Annotated in this window: 9 protein-coding genes; all 9 read right to left on the bottom strand. The window is 38.9% G+C overall.

The genetic code is table 11. The features are described 5' to 3' along the window. Positions 1-47 precede the first annotated feature (47 nt). Positions 48-2402, bottom strand: coding sequence for a glycosyl transferase group 1 (locus tag DKM50_01855; protein PZM83648.1), 2355 nt, complete (start codon positions 2400-2402; stop codon positions 48-50). Between the two features lie 129 nt (positions 2403-2531). Further along, positions 2532-3467 carry a glycosidase gene (locus tag DKM50_01850; GenBank protein PZM83647.1) on the bottom strand — a complete coding sequence of 312 codons (936 nt, stop codon included), beginning with the start codon at positions 3465-3467 and terminating at the stop codon, positions 2532-2534. A 67-nt stretch (positions 3468-3534) separates the two neighbouring features. Continuing rightward, a complete protein-coding gene (locus DKM50_01845; protein ID PZM83646.1) occupies positions 3535-4890 on the bottom strand; it encodes a mannose-6-phosphate isomerase in 1356 nt (451 codons plus the stop codon). A 342-nt stretch (positions 4891-5232) separates the two neighbouring features. After that, positions 5233-6312 (bottom strand): hypothetical protein, encoded by a 1080-nt coding sequence (locus DKM50_01840; GenBank protein PZM83645.1) that lies wholly within the window; start codon positions 6310-6312, stop codon positions 5233-5235. A 17-nt stretch (positions 6313-6329) separates the two neighbouring features. Next, positions 6330-6977, bottom strand: a complete 648-nt coding sequence (locus tag DKM50_01835) for a DNA-binding response regulator (GenBank protein PZM83644.1) — start codon at positions 6975-6977, stop codon at positions 6330-6332. Between the two features lie 671 nt (positions 6978-7648). Further along, positions 7649-9823 (bottom strand): glutamine synthetase type III, encoded by a 2175-nt coding sequence (locus DKM50_01830; GenBank protein PZM83643.1) that lies wholly within the window; start codon positions 9821-9823, stop codon positions 7649-7651. A gap of 357 nt (positions 9824-10180) precedes the next feature. Beyond that, positions 10181-12286, bottom strand: a complete 2106-nt coding sequence (locus DKM50_01825) for a hypothetical protein (GenBank protein ID PZM83642.1) — start codon at positions 12284-12286, stop codon at positions 10181-10183. 19 nt (positions 12287-12305) lie between these two features. Further along, positions 12306-22310: a hypothetical protein gene (locus tag DKM50_01820; protein ID PZM83641.1), complete on the bottom strand. Its 10005-nt coding sequence runs from the start codon at positions 22308-22310 to the stop codon at positions 12306-12308. A 78-nt stretch (positions 22311-22388) separates the two neighbouring features. Further along, the gene (locus tag DKM50_01815) at positions 22389-24212 is read right to left on the bottom strand and encodes a hypothetical protein (protein ID PZM83640.1); all 1824 of its coding nucleotides are present in this window, start codon (positions 24210-24212) and stop codon (positions 22389-22391) included. Positions 24213-24215: the final 3 nt, after the last annotated feature.

The following is a 24215-nucleotide window of genomic DNA, read 5'->3' as shown; positions in this document are numbered from 1 at the left end:
TCACGCTAATTACAGGCTAAAGCTAATCAGGAGTCAGGTTCAGACAATTAAATCACAATAGTCTCCTGAGCCTTGATACCTCCATAATTAGCCGTTACCGGGACATCGTCGGAAATAGATACAGTATTTATTTTACTCACCAATAATGACTGGCCTTGTACTTCATACATTTTCAGAAGTGCAATCAGCCATGATAGAGAAGATTCTGCCCCTTGATTCGAATTTACCCCGTGAGGTTTCAGTCCGTCACAACAACCTCCGGTTTCGAAATCACAAATACGCATATTTATGTCATTTCCTCCCAGGAACCACGCCAGGCATCGTTGCGCTTCCGATAACCACTTTTCATCTCCTGTCGACTTGTACGCTTCAACAGAAGCTTCAACCAGACATTTTGCTTCTATAGGCTGTTGATCGAAGGCTGACATTTCACTTCCCTTTTTGAACCAATCTTTGTTCCCTATTATAGAAAGATGTCCCGCCGGAGCAGTTTGAATTTTGAGAAGCCATTCTAATGAACGAAGCCCCATATCATACATTTCACGATTCGGGATCCATTGTCCTGACAGAAGAAGAGCATGTGACAAATTAGCATTTGCATACGTCACTTTTTCTTCGCACCATATCCAGTCAGGCGAACTATTAGCGTGAAAAAGATCAAATAATTTTTCAGCAAGGATTGTTCTCATTCGTCGCGCATAATTATCCCCTCCGTAAATCTCAAGATAATTATGCAAGCCAATAATTGTAAATGCCCAGGAACGAGGCGACAAGAAATTTTCTAATTCTGACAAGCCCTCAACGAATATTTTCATGGCCATACTTCTAATTGAGTTATTCGGCGCATATTTCACTGCTACACCCAACCCCCAGAGAGCTCTGGCATGAGAATCTTCACTTCCAAGCAACTCTAACCACCTTCGATCATAGGACATAAAATTCCTGAACCGCGCGTTCTCAGGATTAAATGCATAATACAAAAATGCCAGATATTTCTGAATGAGCGGAATAATTTTTTCATCTTTATAGAGCTGGTAATACATACTTACAACAATTAATGCTCTGGCATTATCATCGACACAATACCCGTGATGCAAGTTAGGAACAGTATACAAAGCGTGTTGCATAACACCGGTATCATCAGTAAGTGCCTTCAGATGAAAAAGGTTAATTTCCGGCAAATTATCAAGGACCTTACTATTATGCCAGTCATGAACGTGTATCTTCGTTGATTGCTTCAATTCTTCGACAATTTCAGACGCTAATCCCAGATAATTACGAGCAACCTCTTTCCAGATCATTGACCGGCCATACTGATATGCCAGGAATCTCATTTTTTCACGGTCATCCTTATCTCTCAAAATATCATTAACAACCCTTGATAGAGACATCGAATCATTAAAGGGTACGAGTATTCCTCTCCCATCAGAAAGAAGTTCCTCCGCATACCAGTAAGGAGTTGATACAACAGTAGTTCCAACACCTAATGCATACGCTAGCGTCCCTGAAGTTATCTGTTCTTTCTGAATATATGGAGTTACATATATCGCCGATGTCTGGAGATATTGCAGCAAAGTATCTATTGTAACAAACTGATTATGAAACCTTACATAATCCTCCAAATGCAGATCAGTAACTAATTGCAGTAAACTATCACGGTATATATCGCCATAGACTTGCTTAATATGCGGGTGCGTTTGACCAAGGATAAGATAAATAACTTCAGGATGATTCTTAATGATATCAGGCAATGCTTTGATAACATATTCAATCCCCTTATTCGGTCCTAACAAACCAAAAGTGAGAAGTAACTGACGGCCGGGAAAACCAAATAATTCATTATATACACCTGGATTTTCAAAAGATGAGTCAGGTATGCCATGAGGAATAAAAGCTATCTTTTTTTTGTTGATCCCATAAATATCGACAAGCATTTTTTCCGCTTTATGGCTCATTACGATAAGCCTGTGCGAATATTTCGCTAATTCCTGAATAATAGTTTTTTGGTCGTATGATGGTTTATTCAAAACCGTATGTAACGTTGTTAACACCGGCATGCGCAACTGCTTAATCAGTTGAAGTATATAAGAACCGTTTTTACCTCCGAATATTCCATATTCATGCTGCAATATTGCAACATCACACTGTTTCGTATTCAAAAAGTTTGCAGACCAAAAATAATCTGATTGCACATTAGCCCTCACCCGGAATTTAACATTATCAGGATAATCATATCCTTCCGGAACATCATCCATTGCGACGACAATCAGATCATCTTCACTCTTGATCTCATTTAATAATGCCATGCTTAAATCAGTAGTAAAGGTTGCAATACCACACTGCCTTGGCAAATAATTGCCGATTACAGCTACCCGGTTAATTTTATTTCTATCAGAAACCATAGATGTATCCCCCCTATTCTTAATTCTTTATTCATATAATAGTCGTCAGCGTAATGCTAGCTTTCTAAGGACCATCGCTATCACGATGCATTTTCGATGGAAATCTATATTAGAATAAAGGCAATAAGTTTATATAGGATGTCTCGAACTATTAATACACAGATCTACCAGATCGGATATAAGGGCAGTCCCAACGCACATAACACTATCTGCCCCTCCCCAGTATATTTTGACTGTTCCATCGGATTCTGGTATAGCACCACAGCTAAAAACCACATTTGGAACATATCCGGTTACTTCCCAGGTATCTTCCGGCTGAAGTATCCATTGGTCGGAAACCGCAATTATCTTAGCCGGATCATCCTTATCATGCAGTGCGACACCGAGCCGGTATACCGCGCCTGCCATAGTGGAAAAAACTCCATGGTATATATGTAGCCATCCCCTGTCAGTCAAGAATGGAGTAGCACCGGGACCGATTTTCATCTCATCCCAGTGGTAGGTGACTGGCTTCATCACAATTTTAGAATCTCCCCAATAAACTAGATCAGGAGAATATGACACCCATATAGCCCAAGGAGAAATGTCCGAATGAGGACGATCAAGACGGGCATATTTTCCGTCAAACTTTTGAGGAAAAATAACAGCATTCCTCATATCTGGCTGGCTTATCAAAGAAACCCGTTCAATCTTCTGAAAATCTCTGGTACAGGCCAATCCAATCCTCACCCCATATCGGGAATAGGCACTATAGGTCAACAAATATTCGCCTTCAATATTGGAAATACGGCAGTCTTCAACTCCGTACTCTTCGTATATGGCAAACATCCCTGTTTTTTCCGGCACAATAAATGGCTCAGGCCGCACTTGAAAATCATAACCATTTTCGCTTTCTGCAATACCGATTATCGATCTACCTGTACGCAAATGAGAGCGAAACAGCATAATATACCGTCCCTCAAATTTTGTTACCCCGGCATTATGAACAGTATGAACTGAATAAGGAACATCTTTTTTTGTAAGAATAGGATTTTTATCATAACGAATAACAATGGAATTGGACATAATAGACTCCTTGTAAGATGTCATTTATAAATCCAATAAAGAATACCACTATGAAGCTTTATCTTGTTTACGCAGCCCTACCATAATCATCTTCAAATCGACGGATATCGTCCTCGCCAAAATATTCACCCACCTGAACTTCCGTAAACACCAGATTAGCCGGACCACTATTCTCAATTCTATGAACATCTCCTCTTCGAATATCCACATTATCTCCAGCTTTCAGCTTTATTTTCCGATCGTTTATGGTAACAGTTCCTTCACCGGATACTACAAACCAATGTTCGGACCGTTTCTGATGACTTTGCAGACTAAGACGCATCTTAGGATAAACAGTGATCTGCTTAATCTTGGCATCAACCGCATCGTGCAGGACCTTATAAAATCCCCAGGGCCGGTGATCTTCCCTTTTGCTTGTAACCAGTATCTGTTCATATGCCTTAATATAGTCATCCACCATTCGATCTGCATTGAAATATTTTTTTGCAAAATCGCGACAATATATCCTGCTGATAGTGGGAGATTCTTGTACAGCAATAACTGCTTCTTCAATACTGGATACAAGAAAACCATTCTTTCCATGAGTAATAAGTTCAGGCATACTACCACGATTAAAAGCGATGACAGGCGTACCACACGCCATAGATTCAATAACAGAAAGTCCGAACGGTTCATTAAAGTTGATAGGATGGAGAAGTGCTAGTGCTCCCCCTAATAATTCATCTCGTTTTTGAGGATCAGCACTTCCGATAAATATAACATTTTCTCCGTCAATCAAAGGCTTTATTTCCTGCTCGTAATATTCAGCATCTTGAATTATACCTGCCATTATCAATTTTCGACCACTTTTTTTTGCAATCTCGATGGCCTCGCGGGCACCTTTATCTCTATGCATCCGCCCAAAAAACAAAAGATAATCCTGAGGTATTTCATTAAAAGTAAACTGTTTTATATCTATTCCGTGATAAATATTTGCAAGATAATGTAACCGAGGTGAGCGATCTGCGTGACTTATTGAAATGTAATTAGACTTACCATCATATTTTTCGTAGACCGGTATAATTCCTTGAGATGAAAACCCATGAATCGTAGTAACCATTGGAGTAGATATAAGACTGCTATAAGTTAGTGGTAAAAAATCGAAATTATTATGAATAAGATCAAACTCTTCAGCGTGTTCTATAAGCTCAGATATATGTAAGCATTCCCAAACCTTCGGGATTAAACCCTTATCTTCCTCGTAACCGATAGGACAAGCTGCCCGAAGGTTTGCTTTGGTAATCGAATCAGCAGTTGCAAAAAGAGTTACGTCGATGCCTCTAGCAACTAATCCTTCAGTCAGTAGAGATACAAAACTTTCCCAAGGGCCATAATGATGTGGGGGAGTTCTCCAGGCAACCGGAGATAACATGGCAATCCTCATAATATCCTCCTATTTCTTCTCACAGAACAATTCTCAACATGAACAGTTCTTCCTGAGAAAAGCAAAAAAACGATATTAGATCTATGGTAAGTAAAAAAATATTAGGCCATATAATAGCTCGCAACAAGCAATGTGGCAAGTCGTAGCAGAATGAAGCTCGCGATCGCTAATAATTGATTATTATTTATCTATCGCAAGAGGTATATTAGTGGGAAAAAATTAATTATATGAAATGTAAGGTCATGCTCTATCATGTTTCTACGGATACTAATCGGAAAATGAATAAAGCACCAACATTAGATTATTTTATAGGCTACAAAACTAACTGAATATTAATCCGGATTAAGACTTTATTGGTGCGGTCAATACGATACGGGTTCCGCATTGCGGCTTCGAATCTATGTCGACTTTGCCACCCATGTAACTGAGTCTTTCGCAAATACTGAATAAACCAAAACCTGCAGTCCGATCAACAACACTATTACTTCCGATGTGGTCAAAACCAATACCATCATCAGTTATCTCAATAACAATTTCATTGTCTTTTCTCTTGATTGAGATTACTGCGTTTTTAGCCTGAGCATGTTTAATCATATTCATAAACAATTCTCGTACTGACTGAAATAACAATACCCGGATATCATCTTCAAGCGGTTTTGGCTGCATATCGTCCTTGAATTTTACAGAAATACCATACAGGAGAGGAATCCTTTCTATCAGCCATTCGACTGCCGCCTCAAATCCTAATTCATAAAGAATCGGAGGACTAATCTCAAAGGTTAAAGAACGAGTATCCTGTATAGTCTGCTCTATAAGACTAATTACTTCATTAAGAAGGTCTTTTCTGCTATTGGAACTATCAGAATTAACTATAGATTTTAGCTTTATTTTTGATATCGCCAATGTTTGGCCTATGCGATCATGAAGTTCAGTTGCAATTCGCCTTCTTTCACGCTCCTCTGTTAATGCGAGTTCGGAGGCCAGAAACCTAAGCTGGTTTTGATAGATGATAATACGCTCCTCCATTCTCTTGTGTTCTCTTCGAACTTCAGCTTTTTGAAGTTCTCTTTCAATAGCAGGAACTAACCGGGAAATATTGCTTTTCATAACGTAATCATGGGCGCCGGCTTTCATTACCTCTACAGCTTTCTCTTCCCCGATTACCCCTGAAACAATAATAAAAGGGATGTCTAGACCGCTTTTCTTTAATATTTCCAAAGCGCCAAGAGCACTAAAGCTGGGAAGATTATAGTCAGCGATAATCAAATCCCAGACCCTTTCTCTCAGCAAATATTCCATTCCGCTGGAAATATCTACCTTTTCATAAATAGTCTCATATCCTTCCTTCTTGAGTTCACGGACCATCAAAAGAACATCATCGTCAAAATCCTCAATTATCATTACTCTAATAAGTTTATTCATGTTTAATTCCCTTTAAGCTACAATGAAGTCAATCCTTCACGTATCGCGTATTTGGTCAGTTCCGCGACACTATGGATGTTTAATTTTTTCATGATCTGCTGCCGGTAAGTCTCTATGGTTTTCGTACTCACGTAAAGAAGCGTCGCAATTTGTTTTGTAGTTTTTCCTTCAGCTAAAAGCTGGAGCACTTCTCGCTCTCGAGTTGTCAGGACCGGTGACTCGGGATCTTCCGGCGCGGACAGTCGACCGACATAATCTTTGATAACAATAGTCGTGATTCCCGGGCTAAGATATATCTGGTTTGCAAAAACAGTATGGATAGCAGTTATCAATTCTTCAAATGCACAATCTTTGAGGATATAACCAGATGCCCCGGCGCTTAACATCCCGGTAACGAACCTTCTATCAGAATACATAGAAAGCCCGAGCACTTTAATAGCCGGAGAATTAGCGATAATTTGCCTAGTAGCCTCTATTCCATTCAAATCAGCCATGGAAGCGTCCATAATTACGAGGTTAGGTTTCAGTTTAGCTGCCAGATCAACAGCACTTCTGCCATTTTCTGCCTCGGAGATGACTTCCATTTCCGACTCTTTTTCGAGCAGCGCACGAAGACCTTCTCTCATTATCTTATGATCATCAACCATAAGGATCTTTATCTTCATTCATATCCTCCACTCAATGCAGATGTTTATATATTAACGAGCATTCTCTGCATAAACAAAATAAATTATGCTTTACAAATTTGAGCATTTATTTTAAATCATAGCTATATTATAGAACAATAAGCAATTAATACATAGATGTTGATATGTTTGCCTTGCGATTGTAAGAGCATACCGCAGGCAAGACAATGTGATTAAATCAACAACAGATTAATAAGACAAAACAAAGACACATAAGAATCGACATATTAATCGATTCCAATCATTATTATCAGGCATAATTTACTCGGGGTTAATTAAACAGAAAGCTTATACACCAGGCCAACACCATCTTAAATTAAGTCATTATTACATTGTAGTCATTACTGACTATATTGAACCAATATAAAGATATTGCCGGCCCAGCAAATAAGGCCAATACCCAATCCTATCAATACCCAATTCCAACCGATGCATCTCTTAGAAAAAAACATCACACCAGTATCATCACAATATATTATATAATAATTTCTTTTAACTTACATATCTAATATTAACAGACCATAATAAATAAAAAAATCGGGACTACTCCCAGTTTTACACTTCGAATTTCCTGAATTGGCTCACTTAAAAACGAAAATGGAGCACTCATATGGGTGCTCCATTTTCTGAAGATAATAAAGTTCAAAAATCTATAGGCTATTTAATAACTCCTGATATTTTGCCATCGGCCAGAATTCATCAGCTACAATCAACTCAGATGAATCTACTGCCGTTCTTAAGGTTTCAAGCGATTCAACACCCTTTGTAGCAAACAAATTAGCACGTTTAAAAATGTCAGATTCCGCTTCACAGGAATTAAGAGATTTCTCTAATCCGGCGATTCCGGTCTTAACATCGGCATAAAGCTTATCAGATTTCTCAAGGTCGCCCAAGAGAGCAGGAGATTTAATACCGGCAGAAAGCGTAGCTGCAGCTGCTTTACCGATAACAGAAATGTGCTTGGCTATCGCAGGCAACACAAGTGTATTTGCGATATTAATAGCTGTCTTGAATTCAATCTCTTTGATCTTAATATAGTTCTCAAGCTTGATTTCAACTTTAGAATGGAGTTCCCGCTCTGAAAGAATATTATATTTCTCATATAATTTAATTGCTTCCGGTTTGAGATAATGCGCAAGAGCTGCAGGTGTATTCTTCTCATTTGGAAGGCCTCTTTTTGCAGCTTCTTTTTGCCACTCATCAGAGTAGTTATTACCTTCGAAACGAACATGCTTCGTTTTCTTTAAAACATCTTTTAATACCATAATGGCATTTTCTTTGACATCACCTTTCATTAGCAGAAGCTTATCAGTCATTACCTCATATCCATAGGCTACCATCAGATTAAATATCGTTGCAGCTTCAGCACAGTTATGTGAAGAGCCCACAGCTCTGAATTCAAACTTGTTTCCGGTAAAAGCAATTGGAGATGTTCTATTACGATCTGAAGTATCTTTAGCAACTTTAGGAAGGTTCTGGATACCAAGATTAATATGAGCCATTTTTTGTTCTGTTAGCTTGCTAATACCTTCGATCTCGTTTAATAGGCCATCAAGATATTCGCCAAGATAAACCGACATTATTGCAGGAGGAGCTTCGTTTGCACCTAATCGATGATCATTTCCAGCATCTGCAACGGAAGCTCTCAATATTCCGCCGAACTTATCAACACCAAGGAATATAGCGCCTAGTGTCATCAAAAAGCTAATATTTTTTAATGGCGAACGTGATGGCTCCAGGTAATTGGAACCTGAGTTATCGCCAAGCGACCAGTTAAGATGCTTTCCTGATCCGTTTACGCCGGCAAAAGGTTTTTCAGAAAGGATTGCAACCATATCATGCCTGTCGCCAACAGTTTTCATGATGTCCATAAGTTGCAAGTTATGATCAATTGACAAGTTAGCTTCTTCATAAAGAGGAGCTATTTCGAATTGGTTAGGAGCAACTTCGTTATGTCTGGTTTTTGCTGGAATCCCTCTCCTATATAACTCGATATCCAGTTCTTCCATGAATCTGATTACTTTCCCATTAATGTATCCGAAATAATGATCTTCCATTTGCTGGCCTTTTGCAGGAGCTGCACCAAACAGAGTTCTGTTACACACTTGGATATCAGGTCTTGTTTCATAAAGATCTTTTGATATTAAAAAGTATTCTTGTTCAGGTCCGGCATATACCTTGATTCTCTTTGCGACTCTGTTGCCTAATAATTTTTGTAATTTTATTGCAGAATCATTAAGTGCTCTCATTGAACGGAGCATCGGGGTCTTAATATCGAGAACATCCCCAGTCCAGGATAGAAAAACAGAAGGGATAACAAGCGTTCTGGTATCTTCTGCTTCAATTAAAAATGCCGGAGAAGTAGGATCCCACGCAGTATAACCTCGTGCTTCGAAAGTAGATCTCATCCCGCCAGAAGGAAAGGAAGATGCATCCGGTTCAGATTGAATCAGCTGCTTTGCAGAAAATCTTTCGATCATCTCTCCATCATCGCCATAACTGATAAAAGCATCATGTTTCTCAGCAGTACCGCCTCTTCTTGGCTGAAACCAATGAGTGAAGTGAGTTGCCCCATTATCCATCGCCCATTCTTTCATCGCATGAGCGACATCAGCTGCTATCGCTTCATCAAGCTGGTCCCCATTTTCAATAGAAGCTAAAAGTTTTTCAAATGAAGACTTATTGAGCTTCGCTTTCATTACCCCTTTACTAAACGTTAATTCTCCAAAAATACTAGAAGCCATTACCATATTAATTTCTCCCTTCTTGTAATAAAAAACTATCACACAAAAACGTCTTACATTATATAAGACCACAACATTCATTGTCAAAGCATTTTTTGCATTATTCTTGTATTTTTCATTTTTAAAGTTATTATATTTCGCATTTTCTGACTTTTCTAACGTTTTACAACGTCTATTTTACATCATTTTCACCGGAAACAGCCCAACCCCTCCTTCCATTTATCCATCATCGACAAACTGCTAAATCGATAGAAGGATTATTGGATACTCCCCAATCGCAAAATGCATTTTTTATGCCAAGACTTTTTATAACGAATTCACTCGTCGTCCGCAAATAAAAACCCAACATAATTGTACTTTTTAAAAAAAGCAAAACACAATTATGTACCATTTTAGGTTATAACAGATGAATTAATAGATAATGGCGGCATGTGGACATCATTTCTTTTGAGGTAACATTGAAATACCGATGTTGGTTAAAAATGACTGAAATAGCGAAGTTTTTGAAAGCATTTCGATAAGCTCAAACTTCTTGATTGGTTTCTTTATAAATTCACTTTCTCTGAGAAAACTGTAGTAAATATTCCTACCTTCAGGCGTCTCGAGAAAAGCGTACACCTCATTTATTGGCATCAAGCCTTTAACCGGGGGCGCATTTATTAGTGGAATATTGATTGTACTCGTATCACTTGCTTCAGTATTATTAGATACGGAAACCGACATGGATTTCTCACTAACGTAAGCAACAAACTGTTCTTTTTCTTCAGGCGTAAATATATAATCAATCATAAATTGCTTGCCGTTGTCTATATAATCAAGGAATTTCGCCTGTTTAAGTGTGTTTACATAAGGATACGACCAATTATCCCTATCAACCCATACCACCTCATTGTTAACATCCGTAACAACCTTTTTCCTTGATTTTTTGTCTGACAAACGTTCAACTCTGGCAATTATTGTCATAGCTTCAGCACGAGAAATATAACTCTTCTGACGTAACGTCATATCCGGATAGCCGACAATAATATCCTCTTTTTTTGCCTGTGTAAGATATTCTCCAGCCCAATCCCGATTATCAAAGTCGAGCAAATCACTCACTTGCTTGAACGAGTGGTCTTCTTTGCGTTTTTTATCAAAATATACTTTAGTGACCTGCCCTTTTAACTTCATAACCGAAGCCGTAAAACTCGACCGGTCAATATTCTCTTGAGGAAAAAAATTTCCTTGCTCATTACCTTGTACAATATCATAGGCATACATGACATCAAAAGCTATACGGCCTTTGTAATCATCGGGGATATCGTTGAACTGCCTCAATCTCAGAACTTTTCTCTCATAATGATGATTTTCACCTCGTTTGGCACCAGCATCTACGATAATTTTGTTCTCTCCATAATTGAGCATTACCGGAACGACAAATACGTCATCTTCAACAGTAACTCTTGCATTATTGATTGTTAGATTATTAATATTCAGATTTGCCACTCCTTCTATTAAAATGAAGGGATCATAAACAACCTGATTATCAGTAGGCAAATTAATTACAAAAACCTCTTGTTTAGTTTGGAATGGAACAAATGAAATTGATAGATAATGAGAAGTATCCTCAGGTATCAGATAATAAGGAACATAGGCATAATCCAGGTTAAAATCACCAATCTTTATTCCTGCTCCAAAAGATAACGTACCGGACTTTTCCGGCTTGTTATTAATACTTGCATAAGGCCTGTCTTTATAACCCGCCCTGAAAGTAAATGTATCTTTATAGGTATATTCAGCACCGCCCATCAAATAATAAGAAGCGTTTGTCAGATTGTATTCAACGTTACCTGCTACATTCATATCAGCATTGAACCAATCCGAAGTAAACCCGGCAAGCAACGACCTATCAAGCGACTCTTTTCTTCCTGTTTGCCAGGATACCTTAGCGTAAGGATTTTTGAGAACAAAAGCCAATGCCAGATTTTTACGCAATTCATAGATCATCCCAAGATCGATTCCAATACCTGAGCCTGATAGAGGGGCGACACCAAGAATACCCTGTTGAAAATATTTCAGGGAGCATCCGAGAGTTAACGGCAGTCCCTGATCCCAAACACTACCAAAAGAATGAGAGATAGAAACCTGGTAAAGATTGTTAGAATAATCTTTTTGGGCCAAAACAGGGTTTCCGTTTACGGGATCAAAGGAAGTCGCATACGGTACTTGCCCGACGGATATCGAATTGATTCCGAAACCAAGAGTGCTGCCCCACAATGGGAAAGAAAACCCAAGTATCCTATAATCAATTTCGGATATTAATCTACTATAGACGGATAATGCCTGACAGGAAGAATAATGGTTAATACCGGCAGGATTATAAAACAAATTATTTATGTCCCCCTGATATGCTACAGGCGACAGTCCCATAGCTTGATAACGGGCCGGAAGTCCCATGGCATCAGGACTTATGTCCGCATTAATTGGAGTTATCATTAAAAATATAATAATAGTAATTGTATAGATACAATACATATTAGCCTCTTTTATATTAAAAACAAACATACAGAAACTTAATCCGAACCTACCTTACGACCAACAATTTCCCAGTATACTTCATTTTAGGCATTCCACTATTCTTCTGAAGTATCCGGTACAAATAAACGCCATTCGGGACTTCTTTGTTATACATATCCCTCAAATTCCACAAAACAATATTTTGGTCACTTTTTAAAGCACCTTCATTGCTTGCAAAAAATTGCTCACGCCAAATAACTTCTCCTCGCAGATTATAAATCCAGATTTCAATATCACTGTATTCATCCAACATATAACGGATAACAGCCTTATCCTTATTCTGATTAAGGTATGCAATATGAGTACCGATAAAACCCATACGTTCGATGTCCAACAAGGCATATTTTTCAACAATATCATCTAAATAATAGAGGTCTTTATATACCACTTTAAATTCATTTTTATATGTCCCTTCAAGAATATTATTCGATAATACCGGAAATCCAGTTACAAAATTAGTTGAAACGCCTATCCCTATATTATTAAAAACTCCGGTATCAACGCCAGTCTCCTGCAACATAACATTTTCCGTATCCGGGAGGGCAAGATTGATGATATTAACTGAAACTGTATCCATTAAAAAACTGTCAACATTCCTATTAGCATCAGAAATTTCTATGAATATTTTGTCTTTACCAAGAACGAATCTTTGCGCCGCCACACCATCTTTGTCTAATAACTGCATACTCGCAGTAATCGCAGGATTGGAAAACTCCACGGTAGTTTTTCCAATTTCAATCCCTGTCGGGTTATGCATGGCCGTTATATAACTCGTTCCGGCATAACGCGATCGCAAAAGGAATCTCGCCCTGCCAAAGGAGTCTGTAACAGTTGAAGTTGGGATTAGTACGTCGTCCATTCTATTTGAAGTTGCAATAATAAGATCGTTAATTAATGGATTATGGAACCTATCTTTCACGGATACGTTAACATAGGTTTCATTCTTTTTACCCACACTAAATACATAGACATCACCATAATTTGCTTTTACTTCGGAATTTATAGTAGACGGGATTGGTTCCGCTTTGAAAGTTAGCTTTGCTTTATCATAGAGTGTACGCTTTGCAATATTATCCATACAGCTCAAAAACACATCTCCGTATTCGGTTGAAGATACCGAAAATGTAACAATTCCTTGTGCGTTGGTAGTTGCCCTTAGCGGTAAAATAAAATCTTTATTTAACCGGTCGGATTGCAGAGTAATCTCATTACCGGAGATAAGATTGCTGAGGTTGTCTCGCAAATAGAGCGTAACAATAGCTTTTTGGTCACCATTTGCTATAACGAGGTTTGGACTAATAATCAGAGTTGAGGCCTCTGGACTTGGATCATATCTATCTGCCGCAAAATTAAGCTCTACTTTCTGATTCAAAGTAACCTGTGTTTCCGGATCAACGCACTGGATAATAGGACTACCTAGTCTAATAGAGGAAATGTAGAATACGCCTTCGCCATTATGAACCATATCATAACCGGTAATATTACTCGCGTTTATAGCTTTTATCTGATCAAAATCACCCCGGGTTGAATTAGCTGTTAGTACTTTGTCGTTAACGAGATTTCCGTATAAGTCCCTTATTGTTACCCGCAGGGAGGTCAAACTTTTACCATTTGCATAAGATTCTATATATGGCTGCCCAGGTATAGAAGAAATAATCTGCATAGTAGATAATGTTGGGGATATATGTAAGCGGTCCGGAATCAATCGGAGTGCTGCAGTTTGATTGATCGTTACCGTATATGTAGGAACATATGCGGTTATGACTGTATCACCTGCAATAATTCCTTTCACATAAAAATCCACTTCACCATTGGCAGTTGTACTATTCACTGAAGGCACAATAGATAGAGTTACTCCCTTGGCTGAAAGCCTTACTGAAGAGCTATCGATAGGATTATTATAAATATCATTCAGCTTAACGGTAATCTTAGATACCTGAAAATTATCTGCAATAATAGAGTTCGGAGTAATTGATACAATTGAATTAAAAGAACTAACCAATGACTTATCTACAACAAAAGAGACAGTCAAATTATCAGTAATGGCAATACCTGTTTGAGATTCTCTGATATTAATCGTGCTATTGCCAATTTTTGTAGAAAAAACCTTAAAACTGACAATCCCATTACTATCGGAAATAATAGTATTTGGAGTAATAAAATCAGGTCCCCGGGAGGCATAGGCATTTATCGTAATACCATCCAAAGAATTGTTCATCCTGTCATGTAGCAATAGATTTATATGGATATAATCGTTATTATTTGCCAGAGCAATGTTTTTTGTGATAGCAATTATACAATTATCGGGTATAATTTTTCCTTTTATTACTGTCATCTGTTGCGTTTGAGAAAGCAACGAATCACGGACAGTAGCTGAAAGAGTGCTTACCCCTAAACCAATTGAGGAAACCGTAAAATATCCGAACCCTTTTATATCCGTATTTGCATTCAAAGTGATAATACTGTCAAGCGAAGGTCTACTGCTAACTATATTTACACTGACACCATACACAGGATTGCCAAAACTATCCCCGGCAAAAACAGAAACTGTCGCAACAGATTCTCCATCCCCTCCGATTATGTTTGGAGTAATCATAAAATAACACTTACTGAGTGTTAAAGAAGCAGGTAAGTACCTAAAATCGTTTCCAGGAATACTTAACAGCTCACCTGTTTTTGAATATTTCACAAACACATTGCCTGAACCGGTTGCAAATGACCGCATTTCAAAAAAAGCATAATCCTGCCCGCTAATTTTACCTGGCAAATTATTTCGATTATAAATATTATCGATACTACCTCTATTGGTTTCTATACTTAACGAATTGCCGGTAATCAGGTTTCCCCATCGATCATAAATTGTCGCTTCTACTCTAATTAGTTCACCGACTTCTCTTACCTTTGGAATAATCTGGATAATCGAATTTCTTGAACTCGGGTGATCATAATCAACCGCGAAGCCCAGGTTAATGCTTGGGGTCAACCAATCACCGGAAACAAGATTACGGGCACGAATATTCGAAGTTCCGGGCAAAGAGGAAAATACCTTAAACGTAGCGTACCCTGAGTCATTTGTTACATCATTAACTATAACAATATTGTCAGACGCTCTGGAAGAAGCAAGTAGTATTTTCTGCCCTTCCAGTGTATTACCAAAAATATCTTTACAAAACACACGTATCGAATGGGCATCAGGACTGTTTGCCCATACCTTAACTAGCGATTCAGTGATATACGATAGAGTTGTAGAAAAATTTGAGGAATCACCAACAAAATGAATAGTATATTCCTGGTTTAGCTTAGTATTGCTCGACGGATCAATTGATTCAACTATATATTTTCCCTCACCGGCTTTTGTAGAGGATATAGTAAAATACGATTCCCCATTTTTCGAAGTTATTGCATTTACGGTAACAATAACGTCACTTGCCAATCGATAGCTATAGTCAGGATGCAGCTTGATCGTAATACGCTGATCATCAACATAATTGTAAATCGGGGGAGCATAATTAATATATTTATCTGCTATCGTTACCGTTACCGTGCTGACGTTAAACCCGTTCGCAGTAACAAGAACATTACCTGTTGTCAGCATAACAAACGGAACTCCATGGTCAACTTCTACTCCGGGGTCTCCTTCATTGATCAAATAAGATTTATTGGACAGCCAATTCTTTTCTGTTACTGATTTGACCTTCAACTTAGCATTATTAGTAGTTGCTTTTACTGGTGTTATCGAAAAAGTAGCAACACCACCAACAAATAATTTGTTTGTATCATCAACCTCATAAGAAGATAAACGATCGATCTGAACAGTTTTATTCATGGTTGGAATAAGATTATAAAATTGATCCGTAAGGTTGACCGTAACGGTAAATGGCTCTCCTGCTTTTTGCTGAATCGGCAATCCAGCCTTCCCTTTAGCAGGTGCATTCGTCCAGTAATTATCTCCAGGAGTATGCACTTCTCCAGGGTAGATTATCTGAAGATCTTTTATGGCATCTGGCTGCACCGTAATCGATGTAGTTGCTTCAAGGGACTTATTGATTATAGTCTGCTTTGCAGTATAAATTATTTTGCCGGACTGATATTCTTTAACTGTAAAATAAGCAGTCCCATTAATCGTATATTGGTCCGGATCAATAGTCCTGATACCGTAATTTGCTGTCAGCTCAAGTTTCTCAGTGTTTTGAGCTGTCACAACATTGTAATAATTATCGACAACAAGCACTGATAGAGCATATGATACACCCGCAGTAGGAGTGTACGGAATTACAGGCTTTCTTTTTCCATCAGGATATTCCGTACCCGGAACGTTCACTTCAAGTGGCAGCAAGACCTGAAGTCTGTTAGGAGTTCCTACTAATACATCGTATACGGTATTAGAAGTTAAAGTTTTTTCGAAAGTTCTCATCGTAAATATGCTTGATGCATTTGATGTAGAAACATACTCTGTAACAGAAAAAGTTGCGGTTCCAGCCTTCAAGGATTTTCTGGCATTAACAAATTGAATGCAGGAATTAGTCCCATAGACCTCTACTTCGTTATCAATATTTAAAATATTATTTCTTATATCTACGGCGTTAACAGTTACTACAAATGGATAACCCGCAGTAACATTCTCAGTTACTCCGACAATCTCTGATCCGCTTCCGGGGATGGAGTATCTGCCTGGCATAAGCAGTTGCAATTGATAAATATCACCAACTGCTACCTTGACGTTAACAGTAACCGCAGAAACATTATTAGCAGTCGCCCGGATCCATGTCAGATCGCTTTGGGTATTACAAGTTACGATAACTGTCGATTTTCCCTGATTAACTAAAACAGTGGAAGGATAAGCTGCATATATATCACTAAGTGAAAGACCTACGGTTATATTGCTATTGATCAAGTTAGAATACTGGTCTACCGCATAAACATTAAAACTAAATGGTTTCGATGCCATCTGCTCGCGGGGAATCCCGGACATACCAACGAAGGGTGAAAATGTCTGCCCTTCCATCTCTAGTAATATCCTATTCAAACCGCCGGGCAATATCTGCTTTATCTCTGTATCAAAATCAAGCAATCCTTCTTTAGTAACGGCTCGTAAAGTATAGGTGCCGGCTTTGTAAAAAGTTACCGAAAAAGTTGCCACTCCGTTAATAAACTCCGGGTCCAGCGGATTTATAGCATAGGCGTTTGCTGGGATCGAACTGGCAAGGATCAAGCCCGGAACATCCTCTGTATATGCTCTTACATTATTTGAAGGGTCCAGAACATTTACCGTAACCGTAAAAGCTGTACCGACATAAATGGCTTGAGGGGGCAGTATGAGTTCAACTGCACACGGATCATTAGAGTTACGTGCTTTATATACCACAGATTGATCGCCAATAAGTGTATTACAGGTAACTGCCAGTCCATGTTCCTTTATTTGTATCTCGGTAACGGAAAAAGTAACCATTCCATTCACCATCTGCTTCTCGGTATGATTAACTGTAGTATAATTCTGTTCCAGGTTGACAAATCTAACAATATCTTCTGAATAAACTCTATTAGTATATGTATCAACTGCATAGACTGTTACAGTAAACGGTCTATCTTTAATCGGTTGATTTGCTTTTCCCTTTTTAGAGGTACCGAATCCGGGGTCCAACTCTTCTCCCGGAAGTAGTATCATCAGCTTATAAGGATCTTTAACAAGCACATTATAAGTATTGCTTTCTACATCTGACAACCAATGCTCTTCGTCAGCTATAAGTGCTGCTTTTAACCGGGTATCCTCCGTGGCGACATATTCGGTAATCTGGAAAGTACATACGCCGCTTATCATCATCCGTTGAGAAGGATTGATCGATACCTTGCTTTCCGGGTCCAATGATGCCAATTGGATTATGTTGCTCGTTGATCTATCAATATTATAAAACTGATCAACTGCATTTATGGTTACAATAAAAGACGTCCCAGCTATATGCACGGGAACATTTCCGGTAGTCCCTGTCAGCAAAACATTACGCTGATCAGGAATTAAGACCTGTAATTGAGTCGCCGGACCGGCATTGATATTGTAGGGAGATGTATATGAAGGGCTCAAAACCCCAGCCACATCTTCAATTCTGATAGTTTTCCCATCTCCCGGAATAAATTCCTTGATAATAAATGACCGACGGTCACTCAACGATATCTGGCTCGCCGGACTTATTGCCGTAAGTAAATTACCAACACAACGTACAGTCGCGGTAGCGGAATCAACTCTATTGAAATAAGCATCAGTAATATTCACCCTAATCTCCATATCCGTGTTCATATTCCTGGATAGCTGGTTCTCCACCCTGCCACCAGGCATACTTGCACTAGGAACCTGATCGGGAAGTAATGTAAGTAATTTAGCTGGTACATTACAGGTAATTGCCAATGAACCTGCAACCTCAATGTTTGAATGCGTTAAATCAGTTACAAAATAGGTTTTGTCTCGAGCTATACTTTCATAGACTTGAAAAGTGTAAGCCCCATCATTATTGCAGGTCACCATTATGGCCGCGGTAGGATTATTATTAACAACAGAGAATGGATCATTTGAGTATAGTTTGATCTGGTCAGCGAGGTCCTTGAGAAGATGAGCGTAGGCATCAAAAGCGTATACCTTGATATTGAAGGGTATGCCGGCTTTTTGCACAGAGGCCTGCCCTACAACTTGCATTGACGATGTATTCATTGTTTGGCCCGGCATAACCATAATCACCCGATTAATAACATCAGGGATAAAATTACATCGATAATTATCAAACCCAATTCTGGTATATGCTCCATCCGAAGCTCCATCCACTCCGCCGCTCCACGCGCGGACTGCATTAGCAGTACCTGTAGCATTACTTCTCAATTTAAAAGTAAAATTTCCACTATCATCCTTTGTATATATCTGTATACCTGGCAACGACGGAGATTCATCCTGATCTTCACTGATAAACCCGAAGTCAGTAGCAACATGCACCATTGTTCCTTTTTTTACAAATTTACCTGATTTAGTCTTGATCGGGCCGCCGGTAAATGTATAAAAAGCCTCGCCATTTGCAGTTACATTTTTATAAGGAGTCCTATTTAAAGGAAAAAGCCCGAACGGCGGATCATATTTAATCTCATAATCCAATATCTGGTCTAATCGATTTTCTGCATTATCTATAGCCCTAACTTTTAGTTTGTAGGTACCAATTGTTCTTACAGGATCATAAGGTATGGATAATAAAGTGGAGTTACCCCATGTTTCATAATACGTTGGTACCGGATAAATAATGTAATATTTCTGGTCAAGCAGTAACCCAGAACTTTCATTAACCGTAACAATAACATTTCCTACTCCGAACTCGTTTATAACAAGCCTAGCCTGATTAGCGACAACCTGTCCGTCCTTGTCCCATATTTCCAGAATAGTACCGGGAGTGATTTTTTTCCCGGCATGATTAACAAAAACACTTTGAGTAGCTAAGCTTTCTGTTATGTCGACAAAACTATTTGGCAGCACTGGCAGGAATGTCAGATTATTTCCTGACGGTTTCTCATAAGCTAATACCTTATATATTTCTAACTGGCAATAATTGTCCTGCTTGACAGTCGATATTTTCGATCCTGCCCCGGAAGTACCGTCGTCAAGTACGGGATCAAGAAATTTGGCACTGAAAAGATCCAGGCTATTGACCGTTGTCCCGCTAGCCGGTTCAATAGCATCCAGCCCAGGAGGCTTGTTATCAATCAAAAACACCGGCAACTGTCGTACAGCCTGCGGCGCATGGACTAGACTATTATTATTTAAATAAACATCTTGTAGATAGAGGTCCAGAAAGTACCTGTCATTCGTATTCTTAATCGTGGACAATGTATCCTTTAATCCCATTATAACTTTATTATTACCGTCACCAAAGTCGGTCCAGGTTATTTGATCATTACCTAAAGGGATAGGATTGTTAAGGTCACTTCCTTTAAATAATCGTGCCTTACTGCCAGTAGAGCTAAAATCAAGTCCATAAAAAGGATATTCAACATCATAAGGTGATTCAGTCGCATAGCCAATAATATTCAACACATTTTGACTGACAAGCGAGCCAGCATTAAACCACGGTTGAACACCAGGTGGAAGCTCTGCTAAAGCATTTGTGTAGACAGGATTAGTGTTGTCACACCATGCTATGTAATTGTAATCATACGGACCCTCACCGAACTGTGGATTCGAAGCAACCCGGTAAAGTGTAGTTCTTCGATTTTGGTTATATCGAACTGGGGGCAGGTTAGTGTTAGAGACTGTCCATGTAGGCTTCTGCTCAAATTGATTGCTCGATGGTATGGTATAGTATGGAAAAGGGTGTGGACTTGCATTCCTATCAATCTGGTCTTCGAACCATAGCTTAATAGTCTGAGGATCACCGGACTTTTCTTCTACGCCTGTGTACTTTGTGGGCTTGCGGACATCCTCACCTTCATTCACTAGCCAATCAGGCGGGATTTTCAACGGATTATTCACTTTGTCAAACATGCTGTCGAACTTACTCTGCGATATAACCGGATCTGCCTTATAGGTCCAGCTTACGTCTCCAGGCAGCTGCTGACCGCTATTATTAATATACGGAGTTTGAGGGGGACCGGAAGTGCAGATATAAGAGATATCGTAGATCCCCCTTCCATTCCGTGACTTATCATAAGTATAAAACCACTGATTGCATCGATATCCCTGGGGCCTCAGCCAAACTGTACCGGCCATCCATCCATCCGGTCCTTTTTTTAACCAGTTATCTAAATTAGTAGCATTTCCCGTTCCTACAGGAAAAACCTTCGAATCATTATACTGCTGAAAATATCGCCAGTACCCGCCGCCTGCCCTAGAGGGGATTACGTAGCTCCACGAATTGAGATACTCAGTAATGAGTTCCAGGTCCTGGTCGCTCTGAACTAGTTCCGGGTTGAATTTCAGTACCAATCGCGTCGGATTCGTCTGGATTATCATATCCCGGTAATACTTAACATATCCCACAAGTATGTCTGACGGCGTCCCGAACTCACCGGTTATCTCCATACTCTTGGCTGAATCAACAATCTTATTATTTGTAGGCTCTGTACATCCGTATGCGCCAGGATTAGTTGTTGGAGAGAGATGTTTCGGGTCATAAATATAAATATGCGCTCGATTGATCAGAGGTGGTTCAACACCATCATACTTAAACCTTTTTACACCCACTGCATTTGACGAATTGGGATCAAGCCGACTAAGGTTCCCGCTTCGGTCCATGATCTGGAACCTTGCCTCGTAAAAATGACCAGGGGACAATTTTCCCTGCCATCCTTGCAAATAAATATATGAGGTAGTCCCATTAAATGTATAAGTGATATTGTTCATTTTAATTGGACCGGCTGCATCTCCCCATCCATTTGCAGGAGCAGTACTATCAGCGGCAATCCCGCTCCCATAGTCATAGAGTTCATACACGGTAACAGTAGGACTGGATCCAAAGGCACTGCCATCATAATAATCAGTATCTCTATCACCGTTATCATCTTTTGCCAAAGCAACGATATTAAGCAACTGCGACGAAGCAACCCAGTATGCGTTTCCTATCCACCTGGTAAGTACCATTGGGGACAATACCGGCGGTGTTCGATCAACACAAATTGGTCGCTCAGAACCAAATGCAGAATATTGCGGAGTTGGTGCATCTGATGTAGTCCAGGCACGGGACTTGAATCGATAATGACCTTCATTAAACGTCTTTGTAAATACATATTTGTTATCAGCGTTCGGCTGAATATCCACATCGGATAGCTTTACCAGCGTTCCGGCTTCATTGACATTCCACAATTGCACCAAGGTATTGATCTGCGTACTGCCGGTTATAGTTAATTGAGTCTCTGTCGTATAGATCTCGCTGAGCTGAGAAGAACCATTAATGAACTCAATATTGGGGGATTGGGGTGGCATCGAATATGCAATCCCTTGGATAAGAAGCAGTATCAGAAATAATAGTATCGGTTTTATTTTGGTCATTATTGCCTAATCTTATTGTTATCATATTTAATAAGTTTATTTTTATGAGCTCAACTTATTTGAATAATTGCTAATATATCATTTCATCCAATATGCCTTATAATTCCGATTAACCAGTTCTTCAAAAATACTTTTAAGTTCTTCGAACGTTTTCCCTTTACCATTAACATATACTCTATACATCCCATTGTTCTTGCTAATTTCCACCGGGATATTATTTTTTTCTAATTCTCTAACTCTTTTTGCAGCACTTCGCTCATCCTTAAACGTTCCGATAGATATTCCCTTTATCGTTGTCTCGGAATTATCAGTTTCTTGATTATTATCGTTACCGCTATCATCATCAGAGCTAAGAGTAGCCCGAGTTTTCTTGAGATTTTGTATAATTTTCTCAATTTCTTCTTTCATGTTAGGGTTGATCTCTAATACCTTTTGCCAGGATTCAATAGCTTTCTCTTCTTGCAGAATCATGAAATAAGCTGAACCCTTTCGTAAATAAGCATCAATGTTATTCTGGTCTAACTGAATAACTTCGTCACAGTTTTTAATAACTTCATCATATTTACTGCCATAGAAGTTAACTAAAGATTCCTTCATTTTTTCGCCAACAATATCTGACCCGGCTAGTTTATTTTCATCCGTCGTATTCAATAGATAAGCAAGCAGGTCTTTTGCAATCGAATTATGCTCCGGTTGCAGGAACAAAACGTATTGAAGTTTATTAACAGCTTTAGTTTCATCTTCTACCAAATACTCTTTTACTGCATAAGTAATTAGTTCGCGAACTTTATCAGATGAATATTCTTGAGACTTCGCGTTTATATCTACAATATCGGTTACTTTCTTAAGTCGTCTGACCTTATTGCGAACTGCATTATTACCTGCATCAAGGGATAGTATATAATCTCCTGCTACACCTGCTTCGTGATACTTTGCATCAGCAATTTTCGATTCCATTTTAGAAATATTTGCACTGATCACATTCTCTCTCTCTACAATTCGCGAATCGCCAAAAGCATAATTAATCGAGAAAAAATACGAATTGGCAACTTCGCTCATGTGCAGAGCAAGATCGACTTTAACATCGCTATACCCAACCCCGATTCCGCCATAAAGATCGCCGCTATTAAATCCAGCTCTTAAAAAAAATCTTTCCAATAACTTGTACTCACCACCAATAGCCCATTCAATCGCCGAACTATTCTCTATCCTGTTCATATCAATCCCAATAAGTAATGAATCATCAAGTGTATAAGCAGACATTCCCAATTTAATAATTAAAGGATAGTTATCTTTACTAAGAGAACCTAAAGAATATGAAATAATATTTTTAACTGCGCCGGACATCCTAATATTTTGCAGCCTATAATATGTAGCAATGTCACACAATATTGCTGAATCTCCAATACTGTCTACGGTATTCGATAACGAAGTAAAAGAAGTTCCAAAAGAAAGCGAATCAGTTAATTGGCGTGAATAAGCTAGAAGCAAAGCACGATGTGCAACTTCAAACGAACCCAGAGGACTGCCATTGGAGTCTCTTTTATCGAATTCTCCGGAAGATAATTGTATAAATGCGCCTCCCCAGCTCTCGGTCCCAATCGTTGGATAAACAAACCCGAAATAAGTATACTGAGATAACCCGAGAAGAGAAGAATACATAGAACTAATAGATTTCCTATCAACAAGGTTCATGTTAGCAGGGTTCCAGTAACAAGTACTAGCATCATCAGCTATTGAGAGATACATCCTTCCCATTCCAATAGCCCGGGCATTGACTCCCCACAGCATCATCTGACCGGCTATCCCGCCACTTTGCGAGACAGCACAAACCTGTTGAACAGTTACCGTAACTATTAATATTAGATAGATCAATACGTTTCTTATTATTTTTTTGTTCATAAT

It is taken from the genome of Candidatus Margulisiibacteriota bacterium (assembly GCA_003242895.1).
Lineage (GTDB): Bacteria > Margulisbacteria > Riflemargulisbacteria > GWF2-39-127 > GWF2-39-127 > GWF2-39-127.
Note: the sequence above shows the minus strand (reverse complement) of the source record. Positions and strands in the feature narration are given on the sequence as shown.

Excerpts from the sequence above, each read along its gene's own strand:
- DKM50_01830 (PZM83643.1), bottom strand. The coding sequence starts at position 9,823 with ATGAATGTTGTGGTCTTATATAATGTAAGACGTTTTTGTGTGATAGTT.
- DKM50_01850 (PZM83647.1), bottom strand. The coding sequence starts at position 3,467 with ATGTCCAATTCCATTGTTATTCGTTATGATAAAAATCCTATTCTTACA.
- DKM50_01815 (PZM83640.1), bottom strand. The coding sequence starts at position 24,212 with ATGAACAAAAAAATAATAAGAAACGTATTGATCTATCTAATATTAATA.
- DKM50_01825 (PZM83642.1), bottom strand. The coding sequence starts at position 12,286 with ATGTTTGTTTTTAATATAAAAGAGGCTAATATGTATTGTATCTATACA.
- DKM50_01840 (PZM83645.1), bottom strand. The coding sequence starts at position 6,312 with ATGAATAAACTTATTAGAGTAATGATAATTGAGGATTTTGACGATGAT.
- DKM50_01835 (PZM83644.1), bottom strand. The coding sequence starts at position 6,977 with ATGAAGATAAAGATCCTTATGGTTGATGATCATAAGATAATGAGAGAA.
- DKM50_01855 (PZM83648.1), bottom strand. The coding sequence starts at position 2,402 with ATGGTTTCTGATAGAAATAAAATTAACCGGGTAGCTGTAATCGGCAAT.
- DKM50_01820 (PZM83641.1), bottom strand. The coding sequence starts at position 22,310 with ATGACCAAAATAAAACCGATACTATTATTTCTGATACTGCTTCTTATC.
- DKM50_01845 (PZM83646.1), bottom strand. The coding sequence starts at position 4,890 with ATGAGGATTGCCATGTTATCTCCGGTTGCCTGGAGAACTCCCCCACAT.